Genomic DNA, 22420 nt, shown 5'->3' with positions numbered 1-22420 from the left:
CTATGAATAATTTTAGCAAAATAGCCAGAGACGTTATCAATATTGAAGCGCAATCAATTATCGAATTAACACAATTTATTGATGTTAATTTTGAAACAGCGTGCCAATTAATGTTAGAAACTAAAGGCCGTGTAATCGTTATTGGTATGGGTAAATCAGGCCATATAGGCGGAAAGATTGCCGCAACATTTGCCAGTACAGGAACCCCTGCATTTTTTGTTCACCCGGGAGAGGCAAGCCATGGTGACTTAGGTATGATCACCCCTGAGGATATTGTACTCGCTATTTCAAATTCAGGTGAAACCGGTGAAGTATTATCAATTTTACCCGTGATAAAACGTATTGGTGCAAAGCTCATTGCCATGAGTAGTAACCCGAATTCAACGTTAGCCAAACTCAGTGATACTCATGTTTGTAATAAAGTGTCCCAAGAAGCTTGTCCACTTGGCTTGGCGCCAACCTCTAGCACAACAGCAACACTTGTGATTGGCGATGCGATGGCGGTGGCATTGTTAAATGCCCGTGGATTTACTGCCGATGATTTTGCCTTATCGCACCCAGGTGGCAGTTTAGGCAAACGTTTATTATTAAGGCTACAAGATATCATGCACACTGGAGAACGACTTCCAGTTGTTGATCAACACGCAAAAGTTAAAGATGCCCTCGTCGAAATGTCGTTGAAAGGGCTAGGTATGACTGCCATCACTAACCAAGAGCACGCACTTGTTGGTTTGTTTACTGACGGTGACTTACGTAGAATACTCGATGCTAAAATAGATATTCATCAAGATAATATTTCTTCGGTAATGACAAAAACACCGACAACAGCGCCACAAAGTATGCTTGCGGCAGAGGCATTAAAAATCATGGAAGACAAAAAAATTAATGGTTTAATTATCGTTGATGAGCATAATAAACCCATAGGTGCAATGAATATGCATGATTTACTAACCTCAGGGGTACTGTAATGATTTCAACCTTATACGGTGAAGTAACCTCTGAGGTATACAACAAAGCGAAAAAGATAAAACTTTTTGTCTGTGATATTGATGGTGTGTTTTCAGATGGACGAATTTATCTCGGTAATGATGGTGAAGAGCTTAAAGCATTTCACACTAAAGATGGTTATGGCATTAAAGCACTTAGCGCCAGCGGGGTTGACGTTGCCGTGATCACAGGGAGGCAATCAAATATTGTTCAAACCCGCATGACAGCATTAACGGTCAAACATATTGTGCAAGGCCAAGAAAATAAACTTCCAACGTTAAAGGCTATGATCGCAGATCTTAGCTTAACGCCAAAACAAGTTGCCTATATAGGTGATGATATGCCTGACTATGAATGTATGCAACATGTTGGTTTAAGCATTGCGGTGAGTGACGCGCACCCAAGCATTCTGTCTATCGCTGACTATACTACGTTTACTCGTGGTGGCTTTGGTGCAGTTAGGGAAACCTGTGACTTATTCATGCAAAGTCAAAACACATTACACAATGCCACAGGCGCAAGTATATGAGCCGAACTCAGGTATTATCGTTTTTATTTTTTGCTTTTGCTATTGCGGCATACAGTGTGCTTGAATGGCATCACACGAAAAAAGAAGACATTGAAGTGGTTGAGAATAACATCACGCCTGACTTTATCGCCGAATCACTTAAAAGTGAGGCTTTTTCGTTACTAGGAAGCTTAACCTATCGCATTGATGCAAGGCGAATGGAACATTACAACGAATTAGCAGTCACATACTTTGAGTACCCTAAATATACCTTATACCCAAAAGATAGTGATGTTCCTTGGAAAATAAGCGCTAATGAAGGCACACTTTACAATAGCAATCGAGTCAAACTCGAAAACAACGTATTATTAATTTCAACGGATGAAAAAAGTTTAATTAGAGAAATTCATGGAAAGTATTTAGAACTCGATTTAAATACCAATATTATTAGCTCAGAAAATCGCATAGAAATAAAAGGTGTTGATTTTGCTATGCAAGGCACAGGGTTAATAATAGACTTAAACACGAAACAGGTAACACTCACACAACATGAACAAACTATTTATCAACCGTCTGCACATTAGTCTTTTATTATTAAGCATGAGTGTTAGCACTGTGTTCAATGTTAACGCTGCCAAAATTGACTTACAGCAAGAAATTAGCATTGATGCTTCTCGACAAGCTGCTGATCTTAAAAATAAAATTTTCAGTTATATTGACAATGTTGTAATTAAGCAAGGTTCATTAGTGATCAACGCTGATCTTGTTCAAGTTATTACGGCAACAGAAACGGATACAAAAACTTATATTGCCCAAGGTAAACCCGCCACGTTTAAACAAACGCTAGAAGATGGAACACACATTTACCTACAAGCTGATGAAATAAAATATGAGCCAGCCAAAAACACAGTGACCATTTCCGGTAATGCCGAATTACGTCAAGAAGGCAGTAAAGTAAACGGTAGTGTGATTACCTATAATTTCTTAACTGAACAAGTACTTGCTAAAAGCGAGAATGATCAACGCGTTAAAACCGTATTACAGCCAAAGCAATTAGAAGAAAAAAATCCATGAACAATGCGAAATTAAATGCTACTCACTTGGCTAAATCCTATAAAGGGCGTATGGTAGTTAAAAATGTTGGCTTAGAAGTAAATGCTGGCCAAATCGTTGGTTTGTTAGGGCCAAATGGTGCAGGAAAAACCACCTCATTTTATATGATAGTAGGCTTGGTTACCCAAGATAACGGCAGCATTACGTTAAATGACGAAGATATCACTTTGCTACCAATGCACGAACGAGCACGCAGAGGTATTGGCTATCTTCCACAAGAAGCGTCTATTTTTCGAAAATTGACTGTATATGAAAATATTATGGCGATTTTACAAACGAGAAAAGAACTAACAGAAATAGAACGAGAAGAAAAACTAGAACATTTAGTAGAAGAATTTAACATTGGACATATTACCGAAAATTTAGGTATGAGTTTATCTGGTGGTGAACGTCGTCGAGTAGAAATTGCCAGAGCACTAGCAGCTGACCCTAAGTTTATTCTGTTAGATGAGCCTTTTGCGGGTGTTGATCCAATTTCTGTAGGTGATATAAAAAAAATTATTCTACACTTAAAAAATAAAGGCATCGGCATATTAATAACCGATCATAACGTTAGAGAAACACTTGATGTGTGTGAACATGCTTACATTGTAAGCCATGGCGAACTCATTGCCCAAGGTGATGCAGATCAAATCCTAGCGAATCAACAAGTCAGAGATGTATATCTTGGTGAACAATTCACGTTATAGTTATAATATGCTTTAGCAAAAATATAAGATTTACTTGAAAGGATAAGAAGTAATTAATGCGCCCAAGTCTGCAACTACGTATCGGACAACAACTCACAATGACGCCGCAACTCCAGCAGGCGATCAAGTTATTGCAGTTGTCCACGTTGGATTTACAACAAGAAATTCAAGAAGCACTAGAAAGCAACCCTTTGCTTGAGGTTGACGAATCATCATCGTCTGTAGAAGACAACCAACCTGATCGTTTAGAAGAAGCTTTTTCCGCAAACACTAATGACGAGAAACCAAACAATAACGATGGTTCAGAAGACTCTACCCCAACGGTAGACGAAATTAGTACCACCGAAGCAATGGATAAATCAGATATCCCTGAAGAACTGAATATCGATACAACATGGGATGAAAGTTACAGTGCTGGCGTATCAAATACCGGCGCAGCACCTATCTCTGACGATTACGTTTACCAAGGCGAAACCACCGATTCCATCCAAGATCACCTACGCTGGCAAATGAAGCTAACCCCGTTCAGTGAAACAGACGAAGCTATAGCCATGGCAATCATCGACGCCATTGACGATGCTGGCTATTTACGCGTCACCACAGAAGAAATTTTAGAATCAGTTGGTGTTGAAGACGTTGAACTTGATGAAGTCGAAGCAGTATTAAAGCGAATTAATGTTTTTGACCCCGTAGGCGTAGGTGCTCGATCAATTGCTGAATGCTTAACTATTCAACTGAACCAATTTGATAAAGACACACCATGGTTAAATGAAAGTAAACTCGTGATCAATGAGTACATTGATTTACTCGGTAACCGTGATTATCGACAAATCATGCGGAAAGCAAAACTCAAAGAAGATCAATTACGTGAAGTGATCCGCTTAATTCAATCTTTAGATCCTCGCCCTGGTGATTCTGTGATCCAAGGTGAAGATCAATATGTGGTACCTGATGTATCAGTCGAAAAGAAAAATGGTCGTTGGATCGTAGAATTAAACCCAGATACTGCACCAAGGCTTTCAGTAAATCAACAATACGCTTCAATGGCTCGCTCGATGAAAAACACGAATGACAGTCAGTTTATTCGATCAAACTTACAAGAAGCTAAATGGTTTATCAAAAGTTTAGAAAGTCGAAACGACACCTTATTAAAAGTGTCTAACTGTATTGTGCAACGTCAACAAGGATTCTTTGAACACGGCCCAGAAGCCATGCGTCCAATGGTGTTAAACGACATTGCTGAAGCTGTAGACATGCATGAATCGACCATTTCACGAGTGACCACGCAAAAATACATGCATACACCGCGTGGTATTTTTGAACTTAAATATTTTTTCTCTAGTCATGTAAGTACAGAAAATGGCGGAGAATGTTCTTCAACAGCGATTCGCGCTTTAATTAAAAAGCTCGTTGCTGCAGAAGTGCCTGCTAAGCCACTGAGTGATAGCAAAATGGCAGAACTATTGGCTGAACAGGGTATCAATGTTGCTAGACGGACGATTGCTAAATATCGAGAATCGTTAAATATTCCACCGTCTAACCAACGTAAAAGTTTACTTTAACTCTCTAGTAAAAGGATAACGCTTATGCAAATTAACCTTGCCGGACATCATGTTGAAATTACTGAACCTATGCGCGATAGCGTCAATAAAAAGTTTGCAAAGCTAGAGCGGCACTTCGATCACATTAACAATGTTTATGTTGTGTTAACGGTTGAGAAACTGAGTCAAATTGCTGAAGCAACCGTACACCTAAGTGGCACTGAAGTGCATGCTAAAGCGGAAAATAATGATATGTACACATCAATAGATTCACTCGTCAATAAGCTCGATAAACAGATCCTCAAATACAAGGGAAAAATTAATCAACATTAGTTTGTTGATCACAAAATCCACTATGAATTTTATCGATATCATCAAAGAGGACTGCACACTGTGTGCAGTCCAAGCTACCAGCAAAAAACGTATTCTTGAACTTTTATGCAGTAAAGCTGCTGATACCAACGATCAAGTCACCACTTATAATTTACTTGAAAGCTTAATGTTAAGAGAGAAAATGGGCTCTACCGGTATCGGTAATGGTATTGCTATTCCACACGGTCGGCTAACATCAACAGATAAAGTCATGATTGTTATCGCTACAGCAGAAACCCCGATAGAATTTGACGCCATTGATAATCGGCCTGTAGATATTTTTATCGCCTTATTTGTACCGGAAGCTAAGTGCCAACAACATTTATCAACGCTACAAAGTATTGCCAAAGTATTCAGCGATAAAAGCGTGTGTAAGCAAGTACGCAAATGCGACAACAACCACGAATTATTTCAATTACTAAAATCTACTGCCCAATAACCTAGGATTTCATCAATGAAACTTACGATAGTAAGTGGCCGCTCCGGCTCAGGTAAAACAGTCGCTTTGCGCGTGTTAGAAGATTTAGGTTATTATTGTGTAGATAATATTCCTGTAAATTTATTACCGGCATTGACCCATACGGTTATTAATGACTACGAAACAGTTGCTGTAAGCCTAGACGTTAGGAACTTACCTGCTGAACCAACAGATGTACCAGAAATACTCGATTATTTACCTAGTGCAGTAGAGCTTTCTATTGTGTATTTAGACGCTGATGACGGCGATCTTATTAGACGGTTTAGCGAAACACGTCGTTTGCATCCGCTCATTCGCCAGAACATCGCACTCGACCAAGCGATGACTTTAGAAAAGAAATTACTTGAACCCATTGCTGCTCGCGCCAATTTATATATAAATACTAGTCAGTTAACACCACATCAACTTGCAGACTTGATACGCGAGCGAGTATTGGGCAAAAAAAGTGGTTCCATGGTAGTAGTGTTTGAATCATTTGGTTTTAAACACGGGCTACCAAAAGATGCAGATTTTGTCTTTGACGCGCGCTTTTTACCCAACCCTTTTTGGGAAAAAGAATTAAAGCCGTTTACTGGGTTAGAGCAACCAGTAAAAGACTTTCTCGCCAGCCAACCAATTGTGACCAAGTTTATCTGGCAGATAAACAGCTTTATGATGACTTGGTTACCGCATTTAGAACGGAATAATCGTAGTTATATTACTATCGCTATTGGCTGCACTGGTGGTAAGCATCGCTCTGTATATATTGCCGAATTGTTAGCATCTAACTTAAAGAAAGAGCGTAAAGATGTACAAGCTCGTCACCGCGATCTTAAATTACCCAGCACATAATAGACCTTTGTCTGGCAAGTATTTTTCATCATAATAACGTAGTAAGTAATTGAATGAATACAACGGTAAAAACGTAGCAGCTTTGAATAAATTACCTTTACACTAACAGCACGTCAACTTAAGGGATAAGGTTAAACATATGGCTCACTTTTCTCGCTCAATCATAATCAGCAACAAATTAGGGATACACGCTCGACCTGCCACTAAGTTAGCGCAATTAACTCAACAATTTAAAGCAACGGTAATGATTGAGTTAGAGGGTAAGCAAGTTGATGCCAGTAGCATAATGGGTTTAATGTTACTTGCCGGTAGCCAGGGTAAAACAGTGATTGTTCATACTGAGGGCCCTGACGCTAAGCGTGCATTAGATGAAGTACACCAACTATTTTCTAACAAGTTCGATGAAGAAGAATAATGTGTTCGCCTTTGGTGATATTATAAACGTACACGAAAAACGCCCCTTTATGCCAATGTAGTGTTCACATTTACAATAAGAAAAAAGCTGCTAAAACCAACCAGTTGAGATAGACTATAATACCAAATATAGTAGATGCCTTGGTGACGTTCTAAGAACATCACCCATCTGTTTCATTTTTAGCATTCAAATTTCGTGAAAACGGCAAAGGGTAGCATGATGCCGGAAGTGTCAGAACAAGAACAAAGCCAACAACGCCTACAACAAGTCAATGAAGCGCTTGGCAGCGGTATGTTTGTTTATGTCCGCAAACTACTACAAAACATGCCCGCTTATGATCTCGCTCTACTGCTTGAGTCGTCCCCAAATAAAAGTCGTACTATTTTATGGCAACTTATCGATCCTGATCATCATGGCGAAGTATTAGAAGAGTTAAGTGAAGAAGTACGTAAAGGCATCTTAAAAAATATCCGTCCAGAAAAGTTAGCAGAAGTTGCTGAAGGTATGGATGTTGATGATCTTGCAGAGGTGTTAAGAACACTACCAGATACTGTCTATAACGAAGTGCTAAATTCAATGGATTCGCAAGATCGAAGCCGTGTAGAACAAGCACTTTCATACGAAGAAGATACCGCTGGTGGTATCATGAATACCGATACCATCACGATACGTCCTGACGTAACCGTGGATGTTGTACTCAGGTATTTACGTTTAAAGGGCGAATTACCTGTCGCCACCGATTCTTTTTATGTCGTTGACCGTAATGATAAATTTATTGGTGCTGTATCACTTGCAGCTATCGTTACCGCAAAGCCAGAAGAGTCTATTTCAACGTTAATTCATGCGGATATTGAAGCCGTAAATGTTGAAATGCCCGAAACAGAAGTTGCGCAACTCTTTGAACGTTATGATTGGTTCTCTGCCCCGGTGATTGATGATAACGGTCGTTTATTAGGTCGGATTACTGTAGATGATATTGTCGATATCATCCGTGAAGAAGCCGAGCACTCTATGATGAGTATGGCGGGTCTTGATGATGAAGCGGATACGTTTGCGCCTATATTAAAAAGTACTCAACGCCGCTCTATATGGCTAGGTGTTAACTTAATAACCGCTATTTTTGCCGTTGTTGTGTCTAACATGTTTGAAGATATTTTAAGCCAATTAACCATTCTCGCCATTTTAAACACACTCGTTCCTAGCATGGGCGGTGTTGCAGGCAATCAAACGCTAACACTAGTGATCCGCGGTATCGCACTTGGCCACGTTGGTGATTCAAACTCCCGCGTATTGTTAATGAAAGAGTTAGCCGTTGGCTTTTTGAATGGCATTATTTGGGCAATTTTAATTGCCGCGGTAGTAGGTATTTGGAAACAAGACATAATACTCGCCGGTATTATTGCTTTTGCTATGTTAATGAATATGACTGCAGCTGGGATAGCAGGGGTTACTATCCCACTTATGCTCAAACGAATGAATATTGATCCTGCATTAGCAGGAAGCGTGATATTAACAACCATTACTGACGTAGTGGGCATTTTTGCCTTCTTAGGTACAGCAGCATTACTGCTGGGTTAATTCAAATCAGCTGCTCACCGCAATTGCTAGATTGCGGCACTCAACTAAGCACTGTTAATTTCCAGCGACTTGCATTTGATCAATAATAATTGAACCGGTTTTAATAGCGCCTTTTAGGTCGTAATCGTTACCAACAGCCACTAAATTTTTAAACATGTCTTGTAGGTTGCCTGCAATCGTGACTTCAGAAACAGGAAAAGCAATTTCACCATTTTCAACCCAAAAACCTGCTGCTCCTCTTGAATAATCGCCGTTAACAACATTAACACCTTGGCCCATTAATTCTGTCACTAATAAACCTGTGCCTAAGGTTTTTAACATTGCGTCAAAATCACCACCATTGGCACTGACCTGCCAGTTATGAATACCACCAGCATGCCCTGTTGTTGTCATGCCTAATTTTCTCGCAGAATAACTGGTTAATAAATAGGTGGCTAAATCACCGTTTTTGATAATTTCCCGATCATTCGTGGTTACACCTTCGCTATCAAATGCGCTGCTGGCTAAACCTTTTAAAATATGTGGTTTTTCTTCTATCGTTAAAAACGAAGGAAAGATTTGCTCGCCCAATGCATCTAATAAAAATGATGATTTACGATATAAATTACCGCCGCTAATAGCGGCAATAAAGTGTCCCCAAAAGGTGTTAGCAATATCTGCACGAAACATAACAGGCACCTTAGCCGTCGGTAGTTTTTGTGCATTAAGACGCGCAAGCACTTCATTGGCCGCTTCTTTACCGATAGCTTCCGGAGCATTTAATTGTGAAAATTCACGACTGACACTATAAGCATAATCTCGTTGCATTTCGTCATTATCTGCGGCTATCACGACACAACTTAAACTATGACGGGTACTTGGGTATCCCACAATCTGACCATGACTATTACCATAAACTTTAAAACCCTCAAAACAAGCCAAAGTGGCGCCATCTGAGTTAGTGATCTTGTCATCGGCACTTAATGCAGCTTGTTCACAGGAATTGGCTAAATCAATCGCTTCTTCCGTTGTTAATACTTTAGGGTGGTATAAATCTAAGTCTTTCGGCTGCATTGCCAATAACGCTTTATCTGCCAGCCCAGAACTTTCATCCACTGACGTATATTTAGCAATATTGACTGCAGCTTGCACTGTTTGATTCAACGCATCTTGCGATAAATCAGCGGTTGAAGCACTCCCCTTTCTTCCTTGCTGGTAAACCGTTATTCCTAAAGCACCGTCACTGGTAAATTCAACCGTTTCAACATCGCCTAGTCTTGTTGTTACACTCAAACCTTGTTGTCTGCTCATCGACACTTCAGCACCATCTGCACCTAGTGTTTTCGCTAAGGCTAAGGCGTCTGCGACGGTTTGTTTAACATCTGTCATTTGTTCAGGGATTGTTTTTATATCGGTCATTCGTCAATATAGCTCTTTTGTTGCAAGCAAACGCTCTCACTGCTAGAGGCGAGTTCGCGCTTGTTGTATAATGCTTAAAATTTTTAATGATAGCGTTATTATGCCTCAGTACGAACACGATATCGATGAATTCGATGAAGATTATAAAAGTAAAACCGAAATAAAACGTGAAATGCACGCTATGCAAGACTTTGCCATGAAATTGGTTAAGCTTTCCAAAGCACAGCGCGCGAAAGTGCCCTTTCCTGAAGAAATTCTTGAAGCGTTAGCGCTCGCTGACAAAATTAAAAATAAGCCTGAAGCATTACGCCGTCATGTCAGGTTTATGAGTAAAGTGTTACTTGAAACTGATTTAACAGATGTGAATCAAGCATTAGATATAATGGCGAATAAACATCAGCAAGACACCTCACGTCATTTACGTTTAGAACAATTGCGTGATGACCTTATTACTCAAGGTAACGATAAAATTGAAGCCATGCTTAAACAATACCCAGCAATGGAACGACAAAAATTAAGGCAACTTGTCCGCCAAGCAGCTAAAGAGCATAACGCTGAAAAACCGGGTAAATCATATCGAGATCTCTTTGCTTACATCAAAGAACACGCGGAAGAATAATACCCATAAACGCTATGGCTAACATTAAGTAAAAGCAGGTTACACCAATAACACGCGACTGAGTTATTGGTGTAAACAAAGTATTATTTGATTAAATTTTTCACTTACAAGGTAAAATACTTAGTAAACACTTTATAAAGTTCAGTGCCCTGGTTAACACTTGCTGATGCAAAGTGCAAAATAGGAATAACTTCTTGATCCAAAGATAAATAATGCAGAGGATCACCATCACCATAGTTATCCATTCTTAATATTCTTGCTAACGGCTCGCCAGCAGGCAAAGGTTGTCCGAATTCAGCCAAATAATCTACCATTCCGCCCATGGGTGAATAATAGGCTTTATAGTCTTTTAACATACATGCATAACGAGTCATTTGTTTTGCTTGGTATTCTGGCGCATCAATGACGCCTTTATACTGTAAGTAACTCAAAATACTTTGCGCATCTTCTAAAGCCACATCTAAATCAATTTGTTCTTGTGAGCCAAGTTCAACGGTAAAGCTTTCTTTATTCAATGAAGCAGAGCTAATCGAAAAGTTAATACCTAACTCTGCGAAAGCTTCTTGTAGATGCCACCAGGGGCAAAAGGTTGCTTCATCTAATGCGCCGTCAAATTGATTTGGGATCAACAAGGTATGCGGAATATCAAAGTGTTTAGCGCTTTCTTTTGCGTATTCTGGGCAATATAAGTGTTTGCTAGATATTGGCCCAGTATGCAAGTCAAGCACAAGGTCTGCTTGGTGTGCTAAGCGCTGCAGCTGATAAGCGATTCGTTGCCCAGTCGTTAAACCAAAAATATTGTGATTAAGTTTTTGTTCAATACTTTGGATCATTAATGCTTTAAAGTTCGCCTCAATGGTTTTATCGTCTTTACCAATACTCTCACGGACAAACGGCTTTATCATTTCAGGCGAAAAATGATACATTCTATTCCAATTAACGCCGGTGATAGGATCAAACCTACCTAGTGTATATTCACCATTTTTATGGTTGCAACCAACAGGGTTAGCATACGGTACCAGGGTAATATCACCCTTAACGTGCGTATTCCTTAATAACTCCAGCAATTGGAAAATTACCGCGTTACCTTGTACTTCTGCACCGTGCATGTTCGCCTGAATATATACACTCGGCGCTGTTGAATCACCTTTAAGTCGATACACTGGAACCGTTAGTGCTGCGCCACTGGCCATTTCACCTACATGCATCACGTCTTTTGTAAAATTTGTCATTATCGTCTCTTTTATTATTATGCTAGATACCACTGCGCAGGCTTTGCTGCACGTACAAGAGATAGCTCTTGCTCACAATAAACATATTCTGCAGCGGTTTGATGGCATAAAAAGAATGGCATACTCTCAGTAAAACCATATGCGCCTACATAACCAAATAATAAGCGGTCATCTATATCTACATCCGTTGGTAACGGTAAGTTACCAAGCTTATCCATACTGGTACATAACGGACCATGTAAATCGAATAGCGTATTTTTTTGCGAGGAATCACGTAAAAGCCGAACAGGAAAAGGCTGCTCGGTTATCCCCGGTCGCAACAAATGGTTAATCCCTGCCGCTAGCACTAATTGCTGTTGGTCAAAATTAACCTTTTTATCAACCACTGAGGTCACATAGTAACCACAATTAGCTACAGCATATCTACCAAGTTCTAGCCATAGCTCGGCAACATTTGCCTGTTGCTTAATTTTCGCCAGATCGGCAATAATATCTGGCCAATGTAACTGTTGTCCGTGCTCATGGTAATCAATCCCTAAACCACCACCTAAATCGAGTATTTTTAACGACATACCAAGGGTTTTAGCAAGCGACACTAAAGGCTCTATCATTTGCTGCCATAGGGCATACATTGTTTTATTCGACAACATGTTACCCCACTGAAAAATATGTAGACCACATATATTCAGGTGCGGATACAAAGATACATGATGGCTTTTCCACGCGTCTAATGACATACCAAACGGCGTTATTTGGTTACCACCTAACGGATTTTTCTCACCATCAGGCCATTGTAACTGTACTCGTAACAGCACATCAGGCGTTACCGACTGCTCATTTGCTAGCTCATTCAACCACTTCAGCTGATTAGGACTTTCAACAACAAACGTGTTGACCCCTTTGGCTAGAAACTCGGCAAGTTGAGCGCGCGATTTAGCAGGGCCAGTATTGAGTATTCGATTAGCACTCACATTTTGGTCAAGCACTTGCTGTAGTTCACCGCTACTGGCAACGTCAAACTGAATCCCTGCTTGATCAACCGTTTGAATAATACGTGATAAAGGGTTTGCCTTTACTGCATACCAAAGTTTCACTACATCTTGTTGCTGTAAGGAAGATAAATGACTTTTTAATGCATTTAAGTCGTAAACAAAGTAAGCAAGTTCATCGACATTATCACTAACATGATGACTTAATGCCTGTTGTAGACCTTCACTTTTTTGAAACTGTTGATACCAGTTATTGGTTAGTTGCTCACCCGTTGAGTGCTGCATATTTTCTCCTGTTATCGAAGTACTGATTCAAGCGTTAATGAAGCATCACTTTGTTCATCACGATATTTAACAATCAGCGCACAAGCCATGTTCAACCCATTTTCATTAGCCCATAAACCTGATACCGGTCGAGTGCCGGGCACCACAACCGCACGTTCAGGAATATCAGCACCTTTAGCTAGTTGCACATGGTTAACACAATCGTAAACAGGCACAGAAGCAGAAAGTGTTACGCCCGGAGCAAGCACTGCCCCTTTGCGGATCACGATACCTTCAACAACGACAACACCCGCCCCAAGAAATGCGTCATCTTCAACAATTACAGGGCTCGCACCAATAGGCTCTAATACACCACCAATTTGTACCGCGGCAGACACATGCACATTTTTACCAATTTGCGCACATGAGCCAATCAAAGCGTGACTGTCTACCATGGTACCTTCGTCAACAAATGCCCCCACATTGATATAAGCTGGTGGCATAACAATTACGCCAGGTGAAACATGTGCACCTCGACGTATAGAAGAGCCGCCCGGTACAAGGCGCACACCGTCAGCAACGGTCATTTCTCTGGCGGGTAGATTATGTTTATCAACAAATCCTTGGTATGGCCCCGTAAATGCTGTATTTTCTCCAGCTTTGAAAGCCGCTAATATCGCTTCTTTAGCCGCGACATTTGCATGCCATGTACCATGCTCATCTTTATTAGCCGCTCTAATGGTGCCTGCTTCTAATTGTTCTAAGGTGTGTTGCCAACTCACTAGGTAAATTCTCCAAAAACTAACAGTTCAAAAAGCGCGGCAGAAATGCCACGCGATAACGTGTAAATTAAATGGAGAGCTGAAGGCTTTGCAGACGAATAACTACGTAAGAGAAGTAGCTAAACCTGACAAAGGCCAGAAGCTCTCCACCTTACGGTGACAGTTGCCAGGATTCAGCCTGAACAACCGACAAATACATCATCAAATATATATTTATCTCGGCGTTATACTCCCTGGTTAATGTTCATAAGAGTTTGATCTCTTCCCATTAACTACCTAGTAAACGCGCCTCTTCTGGCCCTATTTGCGTAGGCCGGTGAAACCCACCTACGATAAAAGGGACTCCATATTAGAACATTTATTCTAATATCTCGCAACCACCAACCCTTTACGTAATGAAAGTCTTCTTTATCTGACAATATTGTTCAACACGCTATTTGGTTAAAGCACCTTCGGACATAGAAGTTAATCCACCTACTTAACTTACCCTTTTTAATGTGCTATTAATATTAACCAACTGATAGTTAATAACTTTTTATAAATATTTCATATGGCTTTAAAAACAAAAGTACTGAACAAATATAACTTGCCTTATTTTGTCCATGGATGCATTTCATTACCCAATGAAATTTGTGTCGTTTTAGGTTCTCATGCTCACTGTAGCGGAAGGTTCCTAATATTGAAGTCAGGACATTTTGAAGTACTTGATTATGAAATCCCTAGAATGAAATTTGATCATTTCAACTACAGGGGGGCGCTTTATAAAACTGATTCTGGATTTGGCTGTGTTCTTGATCATAGCGTCATTGAATATGACTTTAACAATAAAATATTTAAGAAATACCCATTTAAATCGCCTTTTCCCGAAGATAACCAACATGAAACAGGTCCATTGAAAACTGCAATCAAAATCGCAGATAACGAGCTACTTTTTCCCTTAGAAGATTATTTCTATAAATTTAAAAGTAGTTATTTCACCAAGGTTTACCTTCATGATAAATATGCGACTCATGATCCTTTTATTTACTCAATGAAAAAATCTCAATCTTCGCATATCTCAGATTGCTCTGTTGCTTACGTGAATAATACCATTTTATTTCACCGATGTGAGTACTTCAAAATGCATATGGACAACCCTAGCGATAGATCAGAGCTTTGCTCGTTAATAGATGGCAACGAAAACATCATTTCTGAGGTTTCAAAGGGTGTTAGCCAGTTTTCAACTGATTGTGCACATTTATTAGTTAAAACGCATTCAGCGCCTTTCAAGCTTGAGTTTTATTCAATAACAGGAGAAAAAGAAAGCGAAATAGCGTTAACGCCAAAAAAAGTCATCGGAGACCTTAATAAAAGATATCTTTCAATTTTTGATAAATTCAACGATAGGCTATGGATGGCTCGCGATACTGAAGTGACCGAAACACTATTAGCTTAATTTGCGTACATTTAACAACAAAAATACACTAGGTCTGTTTAAATTTAAATCCTTTACCTCAGTAGCAAACCTAAAATTACTAAAGCCTTTTTACATTAACCTTAACCGGATAACCTTCTTCACTATATTCACTGTTCACTTCCGGGGGTTGCGAAATAGCTTGTTCGATTAAAAAGAATCTATCTTGTCCCCAGCAACTTGTGCTTTGATATCTAAAACAAGGAGTTCCCCATAAACCTAATTCAGCTAATTCTTTGACATGTTGTTCAGCCCACACTTGCCAATCATGTTGTTGTTGGTAGGCTAGCGCTTCAGCATGATCAATCTGTAATTGCTGACACATTCTCTTCATTGCATGCTTATCATTCAGGTTAATAGACTCAACAAATAAAGCGTTAAAAACCGCGCTAACATAATCAATGGCTTTCCCCTGCGCTGCTGCATAAGAAAAAATTTGGTAACAACACACTACGTGTTGATCAAACCAAGTAATAGTATTTGAAAATGCTATATCGGCTGCTTTCGCTTCACGATAAGCATCGATATACATATATTTTTGTTTATTAACAGGAATTTTGAAGCCACGTTTTTCAATCGGTATAATTGGTTTAATCGATAATGTTAATTGATGCTTTGTTGCCAAACGAACCGCTTTAACAAACCCGATATACGAATAAGGGCAATTTAATGATAAATAAACGTCAACAGTTCTATCTTTAATTATTGGTACAGTCAGATCAGTGAAGTGTTCATCGTTAAATTCATGCTGAAAATACGGTTCGCTGTCTTTTTTTATCAACCCTAGGCTCAGTAATCGCTGCTCTAAATATTTTAACCTATCCACGCCTAAAAACCATTCTCCAGCAAAAAAACAGGTGGCCGCTAAATAATGTCCCTTATTAACAAGTCTACGCTGATTTTTAATTTGAAAATTAATCACCGGAGTTGATGTTTGACAGTAATATTCAAATGAGCCTTGCCAAGTAGTGGTAAAAAGCTTTTCAGCATCGACAACATTTTTCACTGATAGCTGCCAATACTGCTGACCTGTTAATAATTGAGAGTCATTGGGCGCAACGGTAATTGCCTTTAAACCATAGCGATGTGCAATAACATTAGCGTCAGTTAGCACCCACTGACGCATAAGCTTGGGATACACGTTTATCCCCGGTAAAGATTCATAAACAAGGTATAATGTTATGTCTACCTCATAACGTTGTTCAATATGAATAAGCGCTTGTATAAGCATATAGCTATGAGGATCTTTTAGCGCGACATATACTTCAATACAAGGCTTTTTATTAAACAATGATGGCAATAAAAAATATTTCGCATTTTGCATGCGCTTGTAAAGGTTGCTTCTAAACCACCAAGCTTGTATTTGCTTCAACCATATATCAATAACTTACTCCTAGTAATTACACCTTACAATGTAAGGCTAAACCTTGGTACCATCAAGATAATAAGGTAGAATACTGCCTTATTATGACACAAATTTACGTACTTTTCTGTCTGCGTAGAATTCAATTTGTACTGAGCAATCAATGTTTTTAACCAACCTTAGCCAAGTGTTAGCCCGTCATGATGATTTACTCATCGCTTCGTCACCTTTATTAGTGAACATGCCACAAGATAACTTTGCTAATCATTTGCAGCAAATTTCATCTGCTGATGAGATAACATTTTACGATACGCAATATGATGCTTACCTATTTAGAGACAATACCGTAAAAAGTAACGCCATTTTTCATAGTCAATATCAAAGTAAAACGTTACATGACTTAGTGATAATGACCTTTCCTAAGAGTAAAAAAGAACTCACGTTTACGTTGGCAATGCTCAGTGCAAACTTGTCAGAAAATGCAAGAATATTAATAGTTGGAGAAAATAAAAGCGGTATAAAATCAATAAGCAAGTTGACTCAAGGTTATCACAACACCCTTGATAAAATTGATTCTGCTCGGCACTGTGTTTTGTATGAATTAACCTTAAATAAATTGCCCACTTTTAACCTTGAAGATTGGTTTCAATATTACGATTTAACCATTAATGGTGAACAATGCGTAATAGCGGCTTTACCCGGTGTTTTCAGTCAAGGCGGTCTTGATAAAGGCACAAGCGTTTTATTTGAATACCTGTCAAATAACCTATCAGGCCATGTGCTTGACTTCGGTACAGGTGCAGGTGTTATTGCAACGTATTTAGCGAAAACAAATCAACATATCACTATTGAACTTGCTGATGTGAGCGCATTAGCCTTAGCATCGGCTGAAAAAACACTTAAAATAAACAAGCTATCTGGTAACTTGATTGCAACGAATAGTTTATCGTCAATAAAAGCACAATACGATCATGTTGTCACAAATCCGCCATTCCACCAAGGAATCAAAACACACTACGCCGCAACAGAAAGCTTTCTAGCGGGTATCCATAAATACATAAAACCTAACGGCACATTAACCGTTGTAGCCAATAGTTTTTTGAAATATCAGCCAATTATGGCGTCATATTTTAAAAAGGTATCCACAGCAGCTACCAAACATGGCTTTACTGTGTATTCAGCTAGAAAATAAGATAAGTAATTGAAATTTACAGATTTGAGTTGCAATTTAGCTTGATATCAACAATTATCAAGCTAACGGTAAATAAACTATATTATTCTAATGCCAGTTCATAGAGACATAAAATCAATACGTCGCGCAATTCTGATCAGCATTGTGGGGTTTGTGTCGCTATTTGTTTTACTCGCTTGCGCCTACATGGCAAAAACTTTCTTAAATGAATCTGAACATCAATTAGAAAAAAATACTATCCAATGGGCTAACTATGTTGTTCAGCTGGCATCAGATGATTTACGCAGTGGTGACAAATTTGCCTTAGAAGATAAATTACAACTTTTTTCTGCCAATGAAGCGATACAAAAAATTGATGTTTACGCATTAGAACATACCACAGACAATTTCAATTATTTCGCAGGTTACGATTACTTAAAAAGTGCTAAAACTATTGGCGAAAAAATTACGACACAAGAAAAGAACCGTTATCTAACTCCCGTCAAAGAAGGTGATGTAGTTAAGTTTGTTACCCCTGTTGCTCTACAAGATCAAAAGCTAGGCTATGTGTATATTGAACTAGATACCCAACAAGGTTTGTCGTTCGATACCCATATTATTATTATTTTTGTTTTGCTGATTCTACTACTTTTTTGTTGTGTCTTTTTTGTCAGTTATCGACTGGAATATTACATAGTGACGCCATTAAGAACGTTAAGTACCGATATTTTAAAAATCACACAATCAAAAGATTATAGTTTACGAATTTCAAGCTTACCTTATAGAGAAGCAGAAATTTTAGCCATGAATATCAATAACTTCTTAAACCGCACTGAACGGCATATCACACAATTAGGTTTAGCAGAAAAGCAAAGTCTAGAATTAAATATTGAATTAGAGGACAAGGTCACCAAGCGAACTGACGCATTAAAAGAATCGAACCAAGAGTTATTATCTACCTTAGAAAAATTACACCAGTTCCAAGACCAACTGGTAGAAAGTGAAAAAATGGCATCTTTAGGTGATATGGTCGCGGGAGTTGCTCATGAGGTAAATACACCTATAGGCTTAGGTGTTACAGCTTCTACGTTGCTTTCCGATAGGCTGACAGATATTAAAGCATCCTTTGAAGATAAATCCTTAAAATCAAGTCAACTTAAGAAGTTTCTTACCGAAGGCGAAGAAAACGTAGGAATTATATATCGCAATTTAAAACGCGCTGCTGAGCTTATTTCTAGTTTTAAAAAGGTGGCTGTTGATCAGTCAAGTGAAGAATTTAGACAATTTAACTTCAATGATTTGCTTAATGAAATGATGCTAACCTTAGCACCACAAATTAAAAACTCACCATACAATATTACTTTCCACTGTCCTGAAGAACTCACTGTTGTGAGTAAACCAGGCCCCATTAACCAAGTGCTAATAAATTTAATTCTAAATTCAATTACTCATGGTTTTGATGGTCAAGAAAATGGTAATATTACCTTGTCAATTGCTCAACATAGCGAAACGCTTCATATGGTGTATCAAGATGATGGGCAAGGTATTGCCAGTGAGATTAAAGATAAGGTTTTTGAACCTTTCACCACAACAAAACGCGGTGAGGGAGGTAGCGGCTTAGGGCTACATCTCGTATATAACTTGGTAACACAAGCACTCGGGGGGAGTATTAAGCTAGAAAGCAACCCCGAACAAGGTACAAAGTTTGAAATTCAGTTCCCTATCAGTGAACAGCTACTTTAACCAAGTATGTAGCTTAACACTTTATTAACACTGGTTAGATTTTAGCCATTGGAATATTTGTTATTTTATATTAGGGTGTATAAAATTGTTATTAAGATGTAACGATAAACAATAACACTTAAATTCGTTATAATTGTACTAACAGACAAAAACTAGATTACGTATTACTGTATTTATTTTGGAAAAACGCATGCAAAAACCTCATATACTTATTGTAGAAGACGAAGAAGTTACTCGATTTAATTTACGCAACTTATTCGAAGCAGAAGGTTACATTGTTTCAGAAGCAATAAACGGCGAAGCGATGGAGCAGCAATTAAAAAATAATACCATTAACCTGGTAATTATGGATATAAATTTACCAGGAAAAAACGGGCTACTTTTGGCAAGAGAATTAACCACCAATAGCGACCTAGGACTTATTTTTCTTACCGGCCGCGATAGTGATATCGATAAAATTTTAGGGTTAGAAATTGGCGCAGACGACTACCTGACTAAACCATTTAACCCTAGAGAGTTAACCATTCGAGCGCGCAATATATTAAATCGTATCACGCAAGGAAAAAATGATACTGATAATGCCATTGTTAAATTCAATCAGTGGACACTTGATGGTAATTCTCGACAAATGACCGCACCTAATGGTGATATTATTTCAATTCCGCGCGGTGAATATAGAGCATTACGGTTATTGATTGCCAATGCTGGCCAAATCGTTACCCGCCAACAATTAATTAAAGAAATGACCGGACGAGACTTACGCTCAAACGATAGAACAGTTGATGTAACCATCCGTCGATTAAGAAAGCACTTTGAGTCAGTAGATAAACAAGTTGAGTTAATTAATACCATTCATGGCGAAGGCTATCGATTCGTCGGTAAAGTAGAATAATTAACAATTTTCTTTATACCAACACAATACAACATAAAGCTCAGTTTATAAAAGGTTAGTAATGCTAACCTTTTTAATATACGCAAATAACTCAACTTGCCATATGCAATCAAATAAGTAATGGCTGCAATAAGTTACTGAGAATCTAGCCACGTTTCAAATGTTATAATTGATAACTGATTCTCATGTTTCAATAAGGCCAAATACTCACGTTTGCGTGGCCACTCATCCGTCGATTTTTCTACCTGTACTAATTGCTGGTGTACAACAGATAAACCAACACTACCTGCAGCACCTTTCATTTTATGACATGCTTCTTGCCAACCTGACTGGTTTTCATTCTCAACTGTTTCTGCTATATCATCTAAATAGATTTGAGATTGTTCAATGTATAACGCTAACATCTGCCTCACAACATCTACGCCAAGGTTATCAATATAACCAACAAGCAGCTCAGTATCTAACTGTTTCATATTATTAAACATTCATTTATCTACGTACGGTTGATATTCATTGTAACAGGCAAATTCATTTTGTCATTAATCTGCTCCAATATTACTTTCTGGATATATTTTCTGACAGTTGGCCGATATAGCATATACCAGCTTAATATTGCTTTTACCGATGAATTCATTCAAAATACTCGCCCTTTAAAACTAGGCGTTAACATTACTAAAAACGCTTAAATGCATTAACCCTGTTATAACTGAAGTTAGGGGAAGCCTAGCCCTTTATATAACACCCTATTACCGGAGTCTCCATGTCTACCTTAATGCCTGATATTGCAAATCATACTACTGCCCAAACCGAAGGAACACTAGATTGGGTGGGAATGAGCAATATTGAAATGCCTATTATGTTATCTTCAAAAGATGAGTCTCCTAGAATGGTTTCTGCGTTTGTTGATGCGTTTGTTAACTTAAAAGAACCACAAGCTAAAGGCATTCATATGTCTCGCTTATATTTGTTGCTTGATGAGCTCTCCACAAGTAATGAATTAAACTATCAAAGCTTAGTTACCCTGCTTGATGGTTTTATCAGTAGTCATCAAGAGCTTAGCGATAATGCTAAAGTGGTTTTTCGCTTCGATTACCATTTAAGAAGAAAGTCGCTCATTAGCGGTAAACAAGGCTGGAAAGCCTATCCTGTTACAATTACCGGTAGATTAAACCAAGGTAAGCTAAGCATAGAGCTTCATGTTGATGTGCGTTATTCATCAACTTGCCCTTGTTCAGCAGCATTAGCTCGCCAACTGATCCAACGTGCATTTAAAGAATCATTTAACGAAGAAAGCGTAAACCTCGATGATGTTCATCAATGGCTAGGTACAACAGAAGGTATTGTTGCAACACCTCATAGCCAACGCTCAGTAGCAGAGATTAAAGTAAGCCTTAGTGAAAACTTAACTGAATTTCCAATTAAAGACATTGTAGATTTAACAGAAGGTGCGTTAAAAACCCCAGTTCAAGCTGCAGTGAAACGTGAAGATGAACAAGAATTTGCTAGATTAAACGGTCAAAATTTAATGTTCTGCGAAGATGCTGCACGTAAATTGCAATTTGCAATGAATCAAGTACCTGCGTTTGAAGACTTTTGGTTAAAGATAAACCACCTTGAATCATTACATGCCCATGATGCAGTAAGTATTACGACGAAAGGTATAGCAGGCGGCTACCAACCTTAATATTCAAGCATACGTTCTTATAATAGCAGGAACAATTCCTGCTATTTTTTTATCTATTTTCCGCTAAAAAGACACGCAGCGTTAATACTGACTAAGGATTATCTGACACACATAGTTGCTACTCACTGTTGAGACACGATTACTACATATTGCCTGTACACATAAATTAAATATTTCCACTAGGGCCTATTGATTTTTAGCGTTTATTTTGCACCGTTTATTGATATTTAAACAAGGCATTGCGATTAGTGTGTGATTATTCTGTGCACTCCCATGAAAAAGCAATAACGACGTATAAATGACAAAAAACGCTACCCT

Annotated in this window: 23 protein-coding genes and 1 riboswitch; of the genes, 17 read left to right on the top strand and 6 right to left on the bottom strand. The window is 38.6% G+C overall.

Translation table 11 applies throughout. The features are described 5' to 3' along the window. Positions 1-2 precede the first annotated feature (2 nt). The 11 genes from QUE72_RS02810 to mgtE all read left to right on the top strand — a co-directional run bounded on the left by QUE72_RS02810 (position 3) and on the right by mgtE (position 8512). Entirely contained in the window at positions 3-968 is a 966-nt protein-coding gene (locus QUE72_RS02810) for a KpsF/GutQ family sugar-phosphate isomerase (protein WP_074498624.1), read from the top strand. Then, positions 968-1516, top strand: a complete 549-nt coding sequence (gene kdsC, locus QUE72_RS02805; protein ID WP_286271410.1) for a 3-deoxy-manno-octulosonate-8-phosphatase KdsC — start codon at positions 968-970, stop codon at positions 1514-1516. Before QUE72_RS02810 ends, kdsC begins: the two co-directional genes overlap by 1 nt. After that, a complete protein-coding gene (lptC, locus tag QUE72_RS02800; RefSeq protein WP_074498622.1) occupies positions 1513-2079 on the top strand; it encodes an LPS export ABC transporter periplasmic protein LptC in 567 nt (188 codons plus the stop codon). Before kdsC ends, lptC begins: the two co-directional genes overlap by 4 nt. Further along, entirely contained in the window at positions 2045-2569 is a 525-nt protein-coding gene (lptA, locus tag QUE72_RS02795; protein ID WP_286271408.1) for a lipopolysaccharide transport periplasmic protein LptA, read from the top strand. The genes lptC and lptA overlap by 35 nt, the downstream gene beginning before the upstream one ends. Next, a complete protein-coding gene (gene lptB, locus QUE72_RS02790) occupies positions 2566-3297 on the top strand; it encodes an LPS export ABC transporter ATP-binding protein (RefSeq protein ID WP_074498620.1) in 732 nt (243 codons plus the stop codon). Before lptA ends, lptB begins: the two co-directional genes overlap by 4 nt. A gap of 56 nt (positions 3298-3353) precedes the next feature. After that, on the top strand, positions 3354-4859 hold the full coding sequence (locus tag QUE72_RS02785) for an RNA polymerase factor sigma-54 (RefSeq protein ID WP_074498619.1): 1506 nt from the start codon (positions 3354-3356) through the stop codon (positions 4857-4859). Positions 4860-4883: 24 nt separating this feature from the next. After that, entirely contained in the window at positions 4884-5171 is a 288-nt protein-coding gene (gene hpf, locus QUE72_RS02780) for a ribosome hibernation promoting factor (RefSeq protein WP_074498618.1), read from the top strand. 22 nt (positions 5172-5193) lie between these two features. Then, positions 5194-5649 carry a PTS IIA-like nitrogen regulatory protein PtsN gene (ptsN, locus tag QUE72_RS02775; RefSeq protein WP_074498687.1) on the top strand — a complete coding sequence of 152 codons (456 nt, stop codon included), beginning with the start codon at positions 5194-5196 and terminating at the stop codon, positions 5647-5649. A 15-nt stretch (positions 5650-5664) separates the two neighbouring features. Further along, entirely contained in the window at positions 5665-6519 is an 855-nt protein-coding gene (gene rapZ, locus QUE72_RS02770) for an RNase adapter RapZ (RefSeq protein WP_074498617.1), read from the top strand. A 139-nt stretch (positions 6520-6658) separates the two neighbouring features. Then, positions 6659-6934, top strand: a complete 276-nt coding sequence (locus QUE72_RS02765) for an HPr family phosphocarrier protein (RefSeq protein ID WP_286271403.1) — start codon at positions 6659-6661, stop codon at positions 6932-6934. Between the two features lie 219 nt (positions 6935-7153). Then, positions 7154-8512, top strand: coding sequence for a magnesium transporter (gene mgtE / locus QUE72_RS02760; RefSeq protein ID WP_074498615.1), 1359 nt, complete (start codon positions 7154-7156; stop codon positions 8510-8512). A gap of 54 nt (positions 8513-8566) precedes the next feature. On the opposite strand, the gene pmbA is transcribed toward mgtE, so the two are convergent. Further along, positions 8567-9910 (bottom strand): metalloprotease PmbA, encoded by a 1344-nt coding sequence (gene pmbA, locus QUE72_RS02755; protein ID WP_286271400.1) that lies wholly within the window; start codon positions 9908-9910, stop codon positions 8567-8569. A gap of 100 nt (positions 9911-10010) precedes the next feature. On the opposite strand from pmbA, the gene yjgA reads away from it, so the two are divergent. Continuing rightward, positions 10011-10529, top strand: coding sequence for a ribosome biogenesis factor YjgA (gene yjgA, locus QUE72_RS02750; protein WP_074498686.1), 519 nt, complete (start codon positions 10011-10013; stop codon positions 10527-10529). A 104-nt stretch (positions 10530-10633) separates the two neighbouring features. Here yjgA and QUE72_RS02745 read toward each other — a convergent pair whose 3' ends face one another. Genes QUE72_RS02745 through QUE72_RS02735 form a run of 3 tightly spaced genes read right to left on the bottom strand, consistent with a single transcriptional unit; the run spans position 10634 to position 13796 of the window. Further along, positions 10634-11761 carry a succinylglutamate desuccinylase/aspartoacylase family protein gene (locus tag QUE72_RS02745; RefSeq protein WP_074498613.1) on the bottom strand — a complete coding sequence of 376 codons (1128 nt, stop codon included), beginning with the start codon at positions 11759-11761 and terminating at the stop codon, positions 10634-10636. Between the two features lie 17 nt (positions 11762-11778). Further along, complete coding sequence (locus QUE72_RS02740) at positions 11779-13035, bottom strand: PLP-dependent decarboxylase (protein WP_286271398.1); 1257 nt, start codon at positions 13033-13035, stop codon at positions 11779-11781. An 11-nt stretch (positions 13036-13046) separates the two neighbouring features. Next, positions 13047-13796: a 2,3,4,5-tetrahydropyridine-2,6-dicarboxylate N-succinyltransferase gene (locus QUE72_RS02735; RefSeq protein ID WP_286271396.1), complete on the bottom strand. Its 750-nt coding sequence runs from the start codon at positions 13794-13796 to the stop codon at positions 13047-13049. Positions 13797-13927: 131 nt separating this feature from the next. After that, positions 13928-14098: riboswitch (Lysine riboswitch) on the bottom strand. A 248-nt stretch (positions 14099-14346) separates the two neighbouring features. Between QUE72_RS02735 and QUE72_RS02730 the strand changes: the two genes are divergently transcribed. Continuing rightward, complete coding sequence (locus tag QUE72_RS02730) at positions 14347-15231, top strand: hypothetical protein (RefSeq protein WP_286271395.1); 885 nt, start codon at positions 14347-14349, stop codon at positions 15229-15231. Between the two features lie 79 nt (positions 15232-15310). Here the strand turns inward: QUE72_RS02730 and QUE72_RS02725 are convergent, their stop codons facing one another. Beyond that, positions 15311-16573 carry a DsbA family protein gene (locus QUE72_RS02725; protein WP_286271394.1) on the bottom strand — a complete coding sequence of 421 codons (1263 nt, stop codon included), beginning with the start codon at positions 16571-16573 and terminating at the stop codon, positions 15311-15313. A gap of 202 nt (positions 16574-16775) precedes the next feature. Between QUE72_RS02725 and QUE72_RS02720 the strand changes: the two genes are divergently transcribed. From QUE72_RS02720 to arcA, 3 genes are all read left to right on the top strand, one after another. Next, entirely contained in the window at positions 16776-17804 is a 1029-nt protein-coding gene (locus QUE72_RS02720; RefSeq protein ID WP_286271393.1) for a methyltransferase, read from the top strand. A 90-nt stretch (positions 17805-17894) separates the two neighbouring features. Then, a complete protein-coding gene (locus tag QUE72_RS02715; RefSeq protein ID WP_286271391.1) occupies positions 17895-19526 on the top strand; it encodes a sensor histidine kinase in 1632 nt (543 codons plus the stop codon). 190 nt (positions 19527-19716) lie between these two features. Continuing rightward, a complete protein-coding gene (gene arcA / locus QUE72_RS02710) occupies positions 19717-20418 on the top strand; it encodes a two-component system response regulator ArcA (RefSeq protein ID WP_286271389.1) in 702 nt (233 codons plus the stop codon). Positions 20419-20552: 134 nt separating this feature from the next. Here arcA and QUE72_RS02705 read toward each other — a convergent pair whose 3' ends face one another. After that, the gene (locus QUE72_RS02705; RefSeq protein ID WP_286271387.1) at positions 20553-20903 is read right to left on the bottom strand and encodes an Hpt domain-containing protein; all 351 of its coding nucleotides are present in this window, start codon (positions 20901-20903) and stop codon (positions 20553-20555) included. 275 nt (positions 20904-21178) lie between these two features. On the opposite strand from QUE72_RS02705, the gene folE2 reads away from it, so the two are divergent. Continuing rightward, entirely contained in the window at positions 21179-22102 is a 924-nt protein-coding gene (gene folE2 / locus QUE72_RS02700; protein ID WP_074498606.1) for a GTP cyclohydrolase FolE2, read from the top strand. The last annotated feature ends 318 nt before the right edge of the window (positions 22103-22420 follow it).

This window comes from Thalassotalea hakodatensis, from assembly GCF_030295995.1.
GTDB classification, from domain to species: domain Bacteria; phylum Pseudomonadota; class Gammaproteobacteria; order Enterobacterales; family Alteromonadaceae; genus Thalassotalea_C; species Thalassotalea_C hakodatensis.
Note: the sequence above shows the minus strand (reverse complement) of the source record. Positions and strands in the feature narration are given on the sequence as shown.